At 69.5% G+C, this 15,635-nt stretch carries 9 protein-coding genes; 2 read left to right on the top strand and 7 right to left on the bottom strand.

The window, feature by feature from the left end; all coding sequences use genetic code 11:
• Positions 1-4 precede the first annotated feature (4 nt).
• The 3 genes from ccrA to mce all read right to left on the bottom strand — a co-directional run bounded on the left by ccrA (position 5) and on the right by mce (position 4,559).
• Positions 5-1,396, bottom strand: coding sequence for a crotonyl-CoA carboxylase/reductase (gene ccrA / locus KGA66_RS02255; protein WP_211463915.1), 1,392 nt, complete (start codon positions 1,394-1,396; stop codon positions 5-7).
• Positions 1,397-1,733: 337 nt separating this feature from the next.
• Positions 1,734-3,911 (bottom strand): HelD family protein, encoded by a 2,178-nt coding sequence (locus tag KGA66_RS02250; protein ID WP_211463913.1) that lies wholly within the window; start codon positions 3,909-3,911, stop codon positions 1,734-1,736.
• A gap of 204 nt (positions 3,912-4,115) precedes the next feature.
• Positions 4,116-4,559, bottom strand: coding sequence for a methylmalonyl-CoA epimerase (mce, locus tag KGA66_RS02245; protein WP_211463911.1), 444 nt, complete (start codon positions 4,557-4,559; stop codon positions 4,116-4,118).
• Positions 4,560-4,788: 229 nt separating this feature from the next.
• Between mce and KGA66_RS02240 the strand changes: the two genes are divergently transcribed.
• Positions 4,789-5,979: an acetyl-CoA C-acetyltransferase gene (locus KGA66_RS02240; RefSeq protein ID WP_211463909.1), complete on the top strand. Its 1,191-nt coding sequence runs from the start codon at positions 4,789-4,791 to the stop codon at positions 5,977-5,979.
• A 65-nt stretch (positions 5,980-6,044) separates the two neighbouring features.
• The gene (gene meaB, locus KGA66_RS02235; protein WP_312886700.1) at positions 6,045-6,995 is read left to right on the top strand and encodes a methylmalonyl Co-A mutase-associated GTPase MeaB; all 951 of its coding nucleotides are present in this window, start codon (positions 6,045-6,047) and stop codon (positions 6,993-6,995) included.
• A gap of 89 nt (positions 6,996-7,084) precedes the next feature.
• Here the strand turns inward: meaB and KGA66_RS02230 are convergent, their stop codons facing one another.
• From KGA66_RS02230 to KGA66_RS02215, 4 genes are all read right to left on the bottom strand, one after another.
• On the bottom strand, positions 7,085-9,466 hold the full coding sequence (locus tag KGA66_RS02230; protein ID WP_211463907.1) for a PKD domain-containing protein: 2,382 nt from the start codon (positions 9,464-9,466) through the stop codon (positions 7,085-7,087).
• A gap of 383 nt (positions 9,467-9,849) precedes the next feature.
• Positions 9,850-11,331, bottom strand: a complete 1,482-nt coding sequence (locus tag KGA66_RS02225; RefSeq protein ID WP_211463905.1) for a maltokinase N-terminal cap-like domain-containing protein — start codon at positions 11,329-11,331, stop codon at positions 9,850-9,852.
• A gap of 166 nt (positions 11,332-11,497) precedes the next feature.
• The gene (gene treS / locus KGA66_RS02220) at positions 11,498-13,225 is read right to left on the bottom strand and encodes a maltose alpha-D-glucosyltransferase (protein ID WP_211463903.1); all 1,728 of its coding nucleotides are present in this window, start codon (positions 13,223-13,225) and stop codon (positions 11,498-11,500) included.
• A 123-nt stretch (positions 13,226-13,348) separates the two neighbouring features.
• Entirely contained in the window at positions 13,349-15,592 is a 2,244-nt protein-coding gene (locus KGA66_RS02215) for an alpha-1,4-glucan--maltose-1-phosphate maltosyltransferase (RefSeq protein ID WP_211463901.1), read from the bottom strand.
• Positions 15,593-15,635: the final 43 nt, after the last annotated feature.

The following is a 15,635-nucleotide window of genomic DNA, read 5'->3' as shown; positions in this document are numbered from 1 at the left end:
AGCCTTAGACGTTACGAAAGCGTTCGATCGCGCTCCGGTGCCGCTCCCGCAGTGCGCTGTCACGCACCCCCAGCCCTTCCTCTGGTGCTAGACACAGTACGCCCACTTTGCCCTGATGCAGATTCCGATGAACGTCGAAGGCCGCCTGACCGGCGTCGGCCAGCGGGTAGGTGCGGGAGAGCGTCGGGTGGATGCGGCCCTTCTGCACCAGCCGATTGGCCTCCCACGCCTCGCGGTAGTTCGCGAAGTGCGAGCCGATGATCCGCTTGAGGTTCATCCAGAGGTAGCGGTTGTCGTACTCGTGCTGGAAGCCGCTCGTCGAGGCGCAGGTGACGATCGTGCCGCCGCGCCGCGCCACGTAAACCGAGGCGCCGAAGGTCTCCCGGCCCGGGTGTTCGAACACGATGTCAGGGTCCTCGCCTCCGGTCAGCTCGCGGATGCGGGCGCCGAAGCGCTGCCATTCCTTCGGGTTCTGCGTCGTCTCGTCGCTCCAGAACCGGTAGCCCTCAGCGCTGCGGTCGATGATCAGCTCGGCGCCCATCGCGCGGCAGATCTCGGCTTTCTGCGGGGAGGAGACCACACACACCGGGATCGCGCCGCCGTTCAGCGCGAACTGCGTCGCGTAGGATCCCAGGCCGCCCGACGCGCCCCAGATGAGGACCACGTCGCCCTGCTTCATCCCGGCGCCGTTGCGCGAGACCAGCTGCCGGTACGCGGTCGAGTTCACCAGCCCCGGACTGGCCGCCTCCTCCCAGGTCAGGTGCGCCGGCTTGGGCATCAGCTGGTTCGTCTTGACCAGCGCGACCTCGGCCAGGCCGCCGAAGTTGGTCTCGAAGCCCCAGATGCGCTGCTCCGGGTCGAGCATGGTGTCGTCGTGCCCGGCGGCGTCCTCCAGTTCCACGGACAGGCAGTGCGCGACCACCTCGTCGCCGGGCCGCCACTTGTTCACTCCGGCCCCGGTGCGCAGCACCACGCCGGCCAGGTCGGAACCGATGACGTGGTACGGCAGGTCGTGCCGCTTGGTCAGGGCGGACAGCCTGCCGTACTTGCGCAGGAAGGCGAAGGTCGGCACCGGCTCGAAGATCGAGGTCCACACGGTGTTGTAGTTGATCGCGCTGGCCATCACCGCGACCAGGGCCTCGCCGGGGCCCAGCTCCGGCAGCGGCACGTCCTCGACGTGCAGGGCGGCGCGGGGGTCCTTCTCCCGGGTGGCCAGGCCCTCGAACATCGCGGTCTCGTCCGCGTGCACCGTGACCGCCCGGTATGCCTCGGGCAGGGGCAGTGCGGCGAAGGCCTCCGGCGCGGTGTCCCCGGCGTTGATCGCGTCGAGGATCGCTTTGAGCTGCGGGGAGGAAGGTGCGCACGTGGATGCGGGAGCTGGGTTGATCGTGCTCATGGGGGTCGGCCTCCAACTGGATGGTCGCGTGAGCGTCGTGTGCTGTGCGTAGGTGTACTCGGACCGGCATGTAACGGGGTTTTGTGGCCGTCGGCTGACAGCGATGTGTTACTTGCGAGTAACTATGCCGCCGACCGCCGCCGTTGGCTAGATGGGTGCGCCACACAGTCGGGGTGGTGCGGATCACAGCGCGGGACCTGGCACCGTGGCCGGGACCGGGACGTGGCCGGAGGCGTCGGGCCGGATCCGGGATCCGCCGCCGGCCGCCCCGAACGGACCGATCGGCGTCGGCCTGATCGGTCCGGGGGCGGGGCGGCACGAGACGGACGCCGCGCGGTCAGTCCGTCATGGCGCCGGCAATGGTGTCGGTCCCACGCGGTCCGGAGCCCGGTCGGCAGATATAAAGCCTCTGCGTCGCGCGGGTGAGGGCGACATAGAGGGTGCGCGTCCCGGCCGGTGACTCGCCCTCGATCTCCTCCGGATCGAGCACGACCGCGGCGTCGTACTCCAGGCCCTTCGCGTCGAGGGCGTCGATGACCACCAGCCGGCCATCCGCCGCGTCCACCCGCGCGCCCAGGCGGCTGGCCGTCGCCCGCGCGGTTCCGAGGGCGGTGATGACGCCGACCGTGCCCTCGACCGCCGCGAGCGCTTCGTCGACCGCTGATTCGAGGTCCTCGCGGTGTTCCGGCGGGATACCCGTCGAACGCACCGCGTCAGGCAATGACGCCTCCGGGGCCGCCTTCCTCGCGTACTGCGCCGCGTATGCGAAGATCTCGGCCGAGTTGCGGTAGTTGGTGCGCAGCTCGTGCACGTAATGCGTGCGGTCACCGAGCGCCACCCGCATCGCCGCCGCCGACTCCTGCGGATCCGGCCACGCGGACTGCACCGGATCGCCGACGATCGTCCAGGTCGCCCGGCGCCCGAGGCGCCCGAGGACGCGCCACTGCATCGGAGAGAGGTCCTGGGCCTCATCGACGATCACGTGGGCGAAGCTTTCCCGCACGCGGTCGCGACGGCCGGCCTGCGCCGTTCGGTCCGCCCATGAGGAGACCTCTGCGACACTGCTGCCCTCGAAGAGGTTTGAGTACAGGTCCTCCTCGTCGTCGTCCTCCTGGGGCGCGGTACCGAGCAACTGCGCGAGCTCGTCGAGCAGCGGCACGTCTTCGACGGCGAAGTCGCGCGCGCCGTCGTCGCCGCGACCGCGCCAGGACTCGGCGAGCGCCTCGACCTGGGCGCGGTCCAGGTGCCGGCCCGCGTAGCGCGCCAGGGTCTGCGGATCACCGCACATGCGCAGCACCTCCTGCGCAGTGCGGTAGGGCCACCACTGCTGGACGAAGAGCTCGAAGTCGGAACGGTCGCGCAGGTCCCGATCGAAGATCGCGCGCTCGGTGCGGCGGCGTTCGCGCAACTCGGCGGGCAGCCGCTCCCAGGCGGCTTCGACCAGCGCGGTCTCGGCGTTGGCGCGGGCCGCGTTGGGGCGCGAGTTGCGGTGCAGGACCGTGCGGCGCAGGTCGTCCAGGCGATGGCCGTCGAGTTGGATGACATGCCCGTGGTACGTCGCGCGGAACTGTCGCGGCGTGCCCGGCGGTGTGGCGCGCACCGCCCGGCCGAGCACCGGAAGCAGCGCGCCGGAGCCCTTCAGTTGGGCGAGGTCGGCCGGGTCGTGCCGGGTCGCGCGCACCCCCTCGACCAGTTCGCCGAGGGAACGCAACGCGGCGGTGTGCTCGCCGAGCGAGGGCAGCACCTGTTCGATGTAGGACACGAATACCGCGGAAGGCCCGACGATCAGCACGCCGCCGGACTCGAATCGCTTGCGCTCGTTGAAGAGCAGGTACGCCGCACGGTGCAGCGCCACCGCGGTCTTGCCGGTGCCCGGTCCGCCGGTGATGATCGTCGCGCCCTCGGCCGGCGAGCGGACCGCGAGATCCTGCTCCTTCTGGATGGTGGCGACGATGTCGTGCATCGCCGCGCCGCGCTTGCGCGTCAGCGCGGCCATCAGCGCGCCGTCGCCGACGACGGTCAGTTCCAGCGACCGCGCCCGGTCCGGGTCGAGCAGGTCGTCGTCGAGGCGGGTGACCTTGGCGCCGACGCAGCGGATCGTGCGCCGACGCACGACGTCCATCCGCTCGGCGGGTGTGGCCCGGTAGAACGCCGCGGCGGCCGGCGCGCGCCAGTCGACGACAAGCGGTTCGTACTCCTCGTCGCGAACCCCGATCCGGCCGATGTGCCGGATCTCCCCGTCGTCGAAGTCGAGCCGGCCGAAGACCAGCCCCTCCTCCTGGCTGTCCAGCCGCCGCAGCCAGACCGCGGCCTGGTACACGATCGCGTCCCGCTCCACCAAGCCGCCCTCGTTGCCGAACAGGGCGCGCCGGTGCCCCTCGGCCTCGTACGCACGGGCGTGCCGGCGCATCACCTCAAGGCGCTCGTGCACCCGGTCCACGTGGCGCTGCTCGGCTTGCATCTCGGCGCGCTGCGCCCGATCAGGCGCGCCGGTGCTCGTCGCGGGCTGAGGCAAGGGAAGGACGACCTCCGATAGGACTCTTGGACGCGGTCCAACGCGCCTGGACCTGGTTCAGGCAGGACCGGACAGTCTATCCGGGCGAGCGGACACGGAGGGGAAGCGGCCGGCGGGGACAACCGGCCCGGCCGCAGACGACCTGACGCTTGATCGCAGACGCCTGAAGCCCGGCCGCGGTTGCTCAGCGGTGTTCAGCGGTGTTCAGCTGTGATGCGCGTCGGCGGGGTCGGCTGCCTGGACGAGTTCCGTGAGCACTCCGTGGCAGTCCTTCGGGTGCAGGAAGTTGATGGAGGAGTTGGACGTACCGCGCCGGGGAGCGGGGTACAGGGCGCGAATCCCGGTGCTCGTCGCGGCTTCGGTGGCGGCGACGACATCGGCTGTGCCGAAGGCGATGTGGTGCACGCCCTCGCCGTGCTTCTCGAGGTACTTGGCGATCGCGCAGTCGTCGCGGATCGGCTCCAGCAACTGGAGGTAGGACGCGGCGCCGTCGTCCGTGCCGTTGATGCGGAGCATGGCCTCGCGCACACCCTGCTCCTCGTTGACCTCGCTGTGCACGACCTCGAAGCCGTGGGCGCGCCGGTAGAACTCGATACTCGCGTCGAGATCCCGGCAGGCGATGCCGATGTGGTCGATGCGAGTGATCATGGATGCCTCCAGGGTCGCTGGGTGTTGTACCTGACGGATGCTGCCCGAAGCGGGGCTCACGGCCGGGCTGGGTTCATGCGGGCGGCCCCGGCACTGCGGTCAAACCGGCACTGCGGTCAAACCGGCACTGTGGTCAAACCGACAGTGACAGACCCTACTGGGGGGTAGCTAAATTGTGGATAGTGTCGAACACGACACTCGACCGCCATCTTCAGGAGGCGTACCGATCATGGCCAGCTCTGTCATCGTCGCCGGAGCGCGCACCCCGATGGGCAAACTACTCGGCGCGCTGACCCCGTTCAGCGGGGCGGACCTCGGCGGATTCGCGATCAAAGGCGCGCTGGAGCGCGCCGGGGTCGCCCCCGACCAGGTCGACTACGTGATCATGGGCCAGGTGCTTCAGGCCGGCACCGGGCAGATGCCGGCGCGGCAGGCCGCGGCGAAGGCGGGCATCCCGCTGCGCGTGCCCGCGCTGTCCATCAACAAGGTCTGCCTTTCCGGGCTCGACGCGATCGCCCTGGCGGACCAGCTGATCCGGGCCGGCGAGGTGCAGATCGTGGTCGCCGGCGGGCAGGAGTCGATGACGAACGCCCCGCACCTGCTGCCCAACGCCCGTACCGGATACAAGTACGGTTCGATCGAAGTGCTGGACGCGATGGCCTTCGACGGGCTCACCGACGCCTTCGACCACGTCCCGATGGGCGAGTCCACCGAGCGCTACGTGGGCAAACTCGGCATCAGCCGGCAGGAACAGGACGAGTTCGCGGCGCGCTCGCAGCAGCGCGCGGCCGCCGCGCAGAAGAACGGGGTGTTCGAGGCCGAAATCGTGCCGGTGGAGATCCCGCAGCGCAAGGGCGACCCGATCGTGGTCAGGGACGACGAGGGCGTGCGCGGCGACACCACCGCCGAGGGCCTGGGCAGGCTGCGCCCGGCCTTCGCGAAGGACGGCACGATCACCGCGGGCAACGCGTCCCCGATCTCGGACGGCGCGGCTGCCGTGGTCGTGATGTCCAAGGCCAAGGCCGAGGAACTGGGGCTGGACTGGATCGCCGAGATCGGCGCGCACGGCATCGTGGCCGGCCCGGACAACTCGCTGCATTCGCAGCCCTCGAACGCGATCAACGCGGCGCTGGCCAAGGCCGGGCTGACGGTCGGCGATCTCGACCTGATCGAGATCAACGAGGCTTTCGCGGCGGTCGGCATCCAGTCCATGCGCGATCTCGGGGTGGGCGAGGAGAAGGTCAACGTCAACGGCGGCGCGATCGCGCTCGGACACCCGATCGGCATGTCGGGCGCGCGGCTGGCCTTGCACCTGGCGCTGGAGCTCCAGCGTCGCGGAGGCGGCACGGGCGCGGCGGCGCTGTGCGGCGGCGGCGGTCAGGGCGACGCGCTGATCATCACCGTGCCGAAGCGTGGCTGAGACGGTCGCGGGAGACGGCCACGACGACGCCCCGAGATTGACCGGCATGGATAGGGTCTTGAGTCGTGACTGACGTCCATGCTCTGGTGGACCGCGCGCGCGGTGGCGACCCGCGCGCGGTCGCCCGCCTCATCTCCATGGTCGAGGACGGCTCGCCCGCGCTGCGTGAACTCATGGCGATCCTCGCGCCGCACACCGGCGGTGCGTACATCGTGGGGTTGACCGGCGCCCCGGGCGTAGGCAAATCGACGTCCACCAGCGCGCTGGTCACGGATTACCGGGCCCGCGGCAAACGGATCGGCGTGCTGGCCGTCGATCCCTCCTCGCCCTTCTCCGGCGGCGCGTTGCTCGGCGACCGGGTGCGGATGCAGGAGCACGCGACCGACCCGGAGGTCTACATCCGTTCCATGGCCTCGCGCGGTCACCTCGGCGGGCTGTCGGCGGCGACCCCGCAGGCGCTGCGGGTGCTCGACGCGGCGGGCTGCGAGGTGATCCTCGTGGAGACCGTGGGCGTCGGGCAGTCCGAGATCGAGGTCGCCTCGGCGGCGGACACCTCGGTGGTGCTGCTGGCGCCGGGCATGGGCGACGGCATCCAGGCGGCGAAGGCGGGGATCCTGGAGATCGGCGACGTGTTCGTGGTCAACAAGGCCGACCGGGACGGCGCCGATGCCACCGCGCGCGAGTTGAACCACATGCTCGCGCTCGGCGAGCGGCGCGAGGCCGGCGACTGGCGGCCGCCGATCGTCAAGACCGTGGCCTCGCGCGGCGAGGGTGTCGGCGAGGTGGTCGAGGCCCTGGAGAAGCACCGGGCGTGGCTGGCCGAGACCGGAAAGCTCGCGGTGCGCCGCAGGGCGCGCGCGGCGGCGGAGATCGAGGCGATCGCGTTCGCGGTGCTGCGTTCGCGCTTCGGTTCGCTGCACGGCGATTCGCGGATCGCGGTGCTGGCGGACCGGGTGGTGTCGGGCGCGCTGGACCCGTTCGCGGCCGCCGACGAGTTGTTGGAGAGCGTCGAGTAGAGGCCGGTCCGGGCCCGTCTGAAGGGTGCGCAGGTTCCTCAGACGGGCCCGGCGTCATCGGCTGGGAAACCGGCGAACGTCCGTCGGGCTCAGTTCGCCGGCGGGACGCCGTCGTCGTAGTAGCCGAAAACGTCCACGATCAGCTGACTGGTCCCTGCGCTGCCGTTGAACAGCTTGATTCCGTTGTACTCGAGCGCGCTGACCGTCAGGTTGGGCACGGTCTTGCCGGCCGTGAAGTTCAGGGTCGAGGTGCCCGGCGGCGTCGTGAGGTAGTTCGGGTAGACGGTGATGTATCCACCGCTCGTCGGCTGCGTCACGGTGACGTTCGCTGCGATGGCTCCGACGTCCGTGGCCGGTAGCGGTGCGACCCCGATCGTCTTCAGGTTGACTGTGCCGTTCGGTGCCACGGCTGCCGCCGGCGCTCCGATTCCCTTCCGCGTGTCGAGCATCCGGGTCGGCGTGATGGGTACGTAACCGGCGCCGCCGAAGGTCGTGAATTCGGCGACGATGTCTGCGACCAGGTCGGTCGTACCGCCGCTGCCGTTGTAGAAGTCGATCTTGCCGTCCGCGCCCACCGGGACGACCACCATATTGGCGATCGCCTGCCCCACGCCGAAATTGAGGTTCGACGCGGTCGGCCGCGTTGTGGCGCCCGGATAGGCCGTCAGGTAGCCGGAGGCCTTCGGGTTGGTGATGGTCACGTTCAGGACCACGGCGCTGACACCGGTGAACCAGTCACTGCCGAAGCTCAGCGTGCCTCCTGCCGTGATCGGCGCCTTCGCCGTTCCGGTGCCGTTGCGCGTGTCCAGGATGCGCACAGCACCGCTGCCGAGCGCTCCGGCGCCGCTCCCGCTGCCCTGGCCGTAGTAGCCTGCCACGTCGGCGATCAGGTCGGCCGTCCCGCCGCTGCCGTTGTAGAGGGCGATCTTCCCGTCCGCGCCCACGGGAACGATGGCCATGTTCGGCACCGTCTGGCCTGCGGTGAAATTGAGGTTCGAGGTAGCCGGCCGGCCCGTGGCGTCGGCGTATGCGGTGATGTACCCGTCGGCCTTGGCGTTGGTCACGGTGATGTTCACGGCGACCGCGGTGACGCCGCTTGCCGGGATCGAGTCGGCGCCCTCGATGGTCACGGCCTGCGTACCGCCGGGTTGCAACGGCGAGATGACGCCGTTCGTACCGGTTCCCTTACGGGTGTCCAGGACGCGACGCGGCGAGAGCGGGTGATAGGCGCCTGAGGCCAACATCGAAACCCGGGTGGTGGCCGACGCGGTTCCGTACGAGTCGGTTCCCGTGACGGTCACCGTGAAGGAGCCGGACTTCGTGTAAGTGTGGCTGATCACCGAAGGCGACGTCGTGCCCTGCTTCGCGCTTCCGTCACCGAAGTCGATCGTCCATTTGCTCACCGGGGACCAACCGGCCGTGGCCACCGATTCGGTCGCCGTGAATGTCGCGGGCGCCGTCCCGGTCTGCGAGTCGAGGGCCACCGCGACGGCCAGCGGGTCCTGGTACTCGACTGCGCCCCGGTCGTAGTAGCCGGCCCCGGTGCCCGTGTTCGCGGCGTTCGGGTCGTCGACCCGCGCGGCGCCGGCGTAGTCGGTGCTCAGTTCGCCCGGCGCGTTCGCGTCCGCCGAGTCGACGAGCGGGGAACTGTCGCCCGTCGGCCCGTAATCGATGCCGAGCTGGAAATCCGTGTTGATGTCGTGTGCGGCTTGACCGGTGACTCGGTTCAGGTCCGTCGCGCTCGAGTAGGACGCGCCGGCCCAGGTGTACAAGTCCGCGTTGGACTCCAGCACGTTGTAGTCCACGGTGGTTCCCGAGGTCGCGTCAGCGTCGACCTCGATGTCGGTTTGCGGGTCGGTGGACGTCAGGCACGAGTTGTACGTCGCCGGCTCTTCCACCATGTAGATCGCGTTGTTCTCGATCGACGCACCGGTCGAGGCGCCGTGCAAGGTGATCGCCTGGTTGCACACGTAGTAGAGGGAGTTGCTGGCGATTACCGCGTCAGTCGCTCCGTTGACGACGATCCCGCCGCTCAATCCGTCGAACACGTTGGTGGTCACCGTGTCATGCGCGCTACCGCTGTCGATCTGGATCGCCGCGCTGTGCCCCTCCGTGCTGAAACGGCTGCGACTGATGGTGGCGTACGTCGAGGTGCCGGTGATCTCGACCACCGGGTGTGGGTCCGTGTTCCCCAGGATGTCCTGGACGCCGTCCATCGTCACGTGCGAGGAGTTGTCGATGACGACGGTCTGCCCGCTGGTGGCGCTGACGTCGAAGCCTTCGAGAGTGACGTAGGCGGCGTTCGACACCGTGATCGCGGGTCCGGTGTCGATCTCGATGTCCGCCTGGTCCTTGACCACGGAGCTGATGGTGATGGGAGCGTCCGCGGTCGCGGTCTTGGAGATGTCGACCGGCGAGGCGTAGAAGCCCGGCTCGACGAGCACCGTGGTTCCGGCCGTCGCCGCGTTCACGGCCGGCTGGATCTTGCAGAACGGCGTCGTGCTGCTGCCCGTCCCCGAGTCGGAGCAGTTGGCTGAGGGTGCGTTGTTGACGTAGAGAGTGCTCCCCGTAGCGGCCGCGGCGTGTGTGACCGGGGCGAGTGAAGCTGCTGTCAGGAGCAGAACGGTCGATGCTGTGATTCGGCGCAGGCGCACCGTATCCCCCTAAATGAATGCACTGACACCTAGCGGAGCGATCTGACTATACGCTCACGCGCCGCGTTGTTCCGCCGAGATTTTGCGGCCAGTCGCAGGATGCTGCGGACAGGCCGTCGCGCACGTCGCAGAAGCGGCCGGGCAACGCCCGGCCGCCGCCATCCCCATGCTTTCCGCCGGATCAGTGCCCTACGGGCGGTTCAGTGCCGCGCGAGCCGCGCGCAGGCGTTGAGCGGTATAGGCAGCCAGGCCGGCCGGTTCGCCGCCTCGTAACCCACCTCGTAGACCGCCTTGTCGATCTCGAACGCGCGCAACACCGCGGCCTGCGCCCGAGGATCGTAGCCGAGCGACTCCGCGTAGCCGCGGCAGAAGGCGTCGCGGTTGCGCGCCGCCCACTCGGCGGCCCGTACGGTCATCAGTTCGGTCGCCGCGGGCGGCTGGTCCGCCAGCGTCGACATCGTGCCCAGCAGGTGATGCGCCGCGTAGTCGAAGGAACGCAGCATTCCGGCGATGTCCTTGAGCGGGCTGACCATGGCCCGCCGTTCGGTCAGCGACCTGGCCGGCTCGCCCTCGAAATCCAGCAGGATCCAGCCGGTGACGGTCCGCATCGCCTGTCCGAGGTGGAAGTCCCCGTGCACGCGCTGCACCGGCAGTGGACCGCCGAGCGCCGCGAGCCGGTCTATCGCCTCGCCGAGCCCCGGTGCGTACGGCAGCAGCTGCGGCACCTGACGCGACGTCAGTTCCAGTTGGCGGCGCATGCTTGCGGCCAGCTGCTCAAGCTCCTCGCCCTCCAGCCAGCCGGTCGGCAGCGTGGCGGCCAGTGCCCGGTGCACCCGCGCCGTCGCCATGCCGAGCCGGTGCGCCTCGGGCGCGAAATCCGCCCCCGCGCGCGCCGCCGACACGTCCGGCTCCGCGGCGAACAGATCCCGCACGCTGGTCAGCGCGAGCGCCCATCCGTCGGTCGCGCTCGGCAGGAAGGCCTGAAGGGTCAGCAGCGTCATCGGTTCGTCGAGATCCGGGTCGGCGTACTCGGCCCAGCCGATCGGCGGCGCTATGTGCGGTGACTCGGCCACCGCCAGCGCCAGGCCCAGCTCCAGTTCCGGGCTGCGGCCGGGGGCCGGGCGGCGGAACACCTTCGCGATGTACCGGTCGCCGTACACCACCGAGGTGTTCGACTGTTCCCCGGTGAGCACGGTCCCGCGCAGGTCCGTGCGCAGCACCTGCCCGGCGAACCTGTCGAAGCGCAGCGGCCCGACCGTGTCCCGCGCGGCGAGTCGCTCCAGCAGCCAGGCGGCCAGGTGCGCGTCGTGCAGCCCGTCGTAACAGTGACCACCGAGTTCCGGCACCGCCGTGCCCGGGTCGCCGATCGCCGCGTGCCGCAGCCGGTCCGGCAGGGAGCGCCGCACACCCACGAAGACCTGGTAGGTCTGCGGCGCCTCGCCGTTGTTCGCCCCGTCCGGATACGTCACCTGCGCCAGCACGTGCCAGAGCCGGACCTCTTCGCCGTGGTCGTCGCCGATCCCCGGCGTGGCCAGGCAGGAAGCGAGGGTGACCGACTGGATCCGCCGGCCCTTGCCGCCGAACCAGCGCTGCTGCGGCAGCCAGCCCGCCAGCAGTTCGGCCAGCCGGTCGGCCGCGCGGCCGTCCAGCGTGGCGTGCGCCATGTCGATCGTCGACGTCATCGTCGGTCATCCTTTCCGCCGTGGCTGTCTCGCCCAGCACCCGCACTCCGGGGCACGTCGATACCGCGCCTCCTACCCTGCTTTCGGCGCGGTAATTGGGTGCGCCGACCGGCGATCCCGCCCAGGGCGCTTCGCAGTTCCCCGGGCAGGAGCCGTGAAACGGCGGCTAGGGTCGTTGCAGCTTGAACCAGTAGAACCCGTGCCCGCCCAGCGTGAGCAGGTAAGGCAGCTCGCCGATCTTCGGGAAGTGCACCCCTCCGATCAGTTCCACCGGCTCGATCGCCTCGAAGGCGCGCAGGTCCAGCTCGGTCGGCTGCGGGAAGCGGGAGAGGTTCATCACACACATCACCAGGTCGTCGGTGCCCTCGGCGCCGCGCGGGGCGTCCTTGCCCTTCAGCTCGCGGATGAACGCCAGCACCGAGGGGTTCGTCGAGCCCAGTTCCTGGAAGGTGCCCAGGCCGAAGGCCGGATTCTGCCGCCGGATCTCGATCATGCGCTTGGTCCAGTGCAGCAGCGAGGAGGAGCTGGCCATCTGCGCTTCGACGTTCGTCGACTGGTAGCCGTAGACCGCGTCCATGATCACCGGCAGGTTCAACCGCCCTGGGTCGCACGAGGAGAACCCCGCGTTGCGGTCCGGGGTCCACTGCATCGGGGTGCGCACCCCGTCCCGGTCGCCGAGCCAGATGTTGTCGCCCATCCCGATCTCGTCGCCGTAGTAGAGCACCGGCGAGCCGGGCAGCGACAGCAGCAGCGCGGTGAACAGCTCGATCTGCCGCCGGTCGTTCTCCAGCAGCGGGGCCAGCCGCCGCCGGATGCCCACGTTCGCCTTCATCCGCGGGTCCTTGGCGTATTCCGCGTACATGTAGTCGCGGTCCTCGTCGGTGACCATCTCCAGCGTCAACTCGTCGTGGTTGCGCAGGAAGATGCCCCACTGGCAGTTCGACGGGATCTGCGGGGTCTGAGCCATGATCTCGGAGATCGGGTAGCGCGACTCGCGGCGCACGGCCATGAAGATGCGAGGCATCACCGGGAAGTGGAACGCCATGTGGCACTCGTCGCCGCCCGCCCGCGGATCCCCGAAGTACTCCACCACGTCCGCCGGCCACTGGTTCGCCTCGGCCAGCAGCACCGTGTCCGGGTACTCCGTGTCGACCATCTTGCGCACCTTCCTGAGGAACTGGTGCGTCCTGGGCAGGTTCTCGCAGTTCGTGCCCTCCTCCTGGTAGAGGTACGGCACGGCGTCGAGCCGGAAGCCGTCGATGCCCAGGTCGAGCCAGAACCGCAGCGCCGCCAGCATCTCGGCGTGCACCTTCGGGTTCTCGTAGTTCAGGTCCGGCTGGTGCGAGAAGAAGCGGTGCCAGTAGTACTGCTTGCGCACCGGGTCGAAGGTCCAGTTCGAGGTCTCGGTGTCGACGAAGATGATGCGTGCGTCCGCGTACTGCTTATCGTCGTCGGCCCACACGTAGTAGTCGCCGTACGGGCCGTCGGGGTCGTTGCGTGAAGCCTGGAACCACGGGTGCTGGTCGCTGGTGTGGTTGACCACGAAGTCGATGATGACCCGGATGCCGCGGGCGTGTGCCTGCTCGACGAACTCCACGAAGTCGCCCAGGTCGCCGAACTCCGGCAGCACGTCGGTGTAGTCGGACACGTCGTACCCGCCGTCGCGCAGCGGCGACTTGAAGAACGGCGGCAGCCAGATGCAGTCGACGCCGAGCCACTGCAGGTAGTCCAGCTTGCTTGTCAGGCCCTTGAGATCGCCGGTGCCGTCGTGGTTCGAATCGTGGAAGGAGCGGACCAGGACCTCGTAGAAGACGGCGCGCTTGAACCACTCCGGATCGCGTTCGCTCTTCGGAATGTCCAGCGGTGAGTCTGATACCGGTTCGTTGACGATCACGGTCACTCCAGTAGTGCCGGGAGCACCATGTGGTGCGCGGATGAGGGTGGACTGCACACGGCCGCCGACCGCCCGTGGAACCGCACCGCGGGCCGGGGCCCCGTACCGCTTCCGATCAGGGCTCTACCTGATCAGGGTGAGCAGATGGGCCGGCTGATCGTGCGGGTCGAGCCGGACGTAGTTGTCCCGGCCCCAGTGGAAGACCGCGCCGGACAGCTCGTCGCGTACGGTGAGTCGGTCGTCCCAGCCGAGGCCCAGCTCGGACAGGTCCAGGGAGACGGTGGCCTCGACCGTGTTGTGCGGATCGAGATTGACGACCACCAGGACCAGATCGGTGGCTGTGCGCTTGGAGTAGCACAGCACAGCATCGTTGTCGGCGGAGTGAAATTTGAGATTACGTAACCCTTGCAGTGCAACGTGTTCACGACGCAGTGAGTTCAGGCGCGCGATGAACGGCGCCAGCGAGCGGCCCTCGGCCTGCGCGGCGGCCCAGTCGCGCGGCCGCAACTGGTACTTCTCCGAATCAAGGTACTCCTCGCTGCCCGGTCGCACCGGAACGCTTTCGCACAGTTCGTAGCCCGCGTAGACGCCCCACGAGGGGCTGAGGGTCGAGGCGAGGACGGCTCTGATCTTGAAGCCCGGGCGGCCAGAGTACTGGAGGTACTCGTGCAGGATGTCCGGGGTGTTGACGAACAGGTTCGGTCGCAGGAACGGCGAGCTGGACTGGCTCAGCTCGGTCAGGTAGTCCTGCAGCTCGGACTTGGTGTTGCGCCAGGTGAAGTACGTGTACGACTGGTGGAAGCCGATCTTCGCCAGCGTGTGCAGCATCGCGGGGCGGGTGAACGCCTCGGCGAGGAAGAGCACGTCCGGGTCGGTCGCGTGGATCCGGTCCAGCAACCTCTCCCAGAACAGCACCGGCTTCGTGTGCGGGTTGTCGACCCGGAAGATGCGCACGCCGTGGCCCATCCACAGCCGCAGCACCCGCTCGCACTCCTCCAGGATCGCCGGCAGCACGCCCGGGCCGTCGAAGTCCAGCGGGTAGATGTCCTGGTACTTCTTCGGCGGGTTCTCGGCGTAGGCGATGGTGCCGTCGGCGCGGTGCGCGAACCAGTCCGGGTGTTTCTCCACCCAGGGGTGGTCCGGCGAGCACTGCAGCGCGAAGTCCAGCGCCACCTCCATGCCCAGCTGCCCGGCCCTATCGACGAAGTGGTCGAAGTCGGCGAAGTTGCCCAGGTCCGGGTGGATCGCGTCGTGCCCGCCGTCCGGGGAGCCGATCGCCCACGGCGAGCCGACGTCCAGCGGCCCGGCCGTCGTGGTGTTGTTCGGGCCCTTGCGGAAGGCCGTGCCGATCGGGTGGACCGGCGGGAGGTAGACCACGTCGAACCCCATGTCGGCGACGCCGGGCAGCCGCTCGGCGGCGGTGCGCAGCGTGCCCGGGACCGGGGGCGTGGCACCCGTCGGGTCCACCTGCGCGCCCTCGGAGCGGGGGAAGAACTCGTACCAGGACCCGAACAGGGCACGCGCCCGGTCGACGCGCAGAGGGCAGCGTTCGCTCTCGGTCAGCAGATCGCGCACGGGGCGCGCGGCCAGCGCGCTGTGTACCCGCGGTTCCTCGACGGCGGCGAGCCTGGCCGCCGCGGGAACCTCGACGTCACGCAGCAGCCGAGCGGTCTCAAGCAGCAGCCGCACCTCGGGGTCCGAGCTGTCCGGTTCGGCCGCGACGGGCGCGGGGCCGCCGTTCATGCGTGCCCGTCCGGCAAGATCGCCGAGAGTGGCCTCCACGCGCTCGATCACCGCTTCGGCCGCGGAGCCGGCGGCCGCGCTCGTCCCTCCGAGTGAAGCAGTCGGCGCGCTGGGGGAGCGCTTGGGGCTCATGGGGCGCATGTGGGTGATGGGTTCTACTCCATCTGTGTTATTTCTGTGACCTTCGCCACCTCCCCTGGACGGACGCCCGGCGGCGGGACCGGTGACCGGGTCCGCGGCCGCCGCGCGCTCGAACAGCTGCGCGCCCTCCTCGAAGACCAGCTCCACGTCGATTCCGGCCGGAATCTTGACCCGCGCCGCGTGGTACCAGGTGGCGAGCGGGTCCGACCACGCCTCGACGTGGAAGGTCCACTCCCCGCGCCGGTCAGCGGCCACCTGCGCGCCGTACCGGTCGGTTCCGGGGGTCAGTTCGCGCATCGGGGTCCACGGCCCTCGTTCACCGTCCGGGCCGGTCAGCACGACGTTCGCGGCGACCGCGTCATGCCCTTCCCGGAACACGGTCGCCGTGACGGTGAACTGCTCGCCGGGCACGGCTTTGACGGGGCGCGCTCCGTCGAGGATCCGCGGCTGGATGTCGAGGATGGGGATGCGTCCGATGCTCATGCCGGATTCATATCCGATTTAGCGCGATGCACGCGACATGCGG

Source organism: Actinocrinis puniceicyclus, assembly GCF_018283645.1.
In the GTDB taxonomy this organism is placed as follows: Bacteria; Actinomycetota; Actinomycetes; order Streptomycetales; family Catenulisporaceae; genus Actinocrinis; species Actinocrinis puniceicyclus.
Note: the sequence above shows the minus strand (reverse complement) of the source record. Positions and strands in the feature narration are given on the sequence as shown.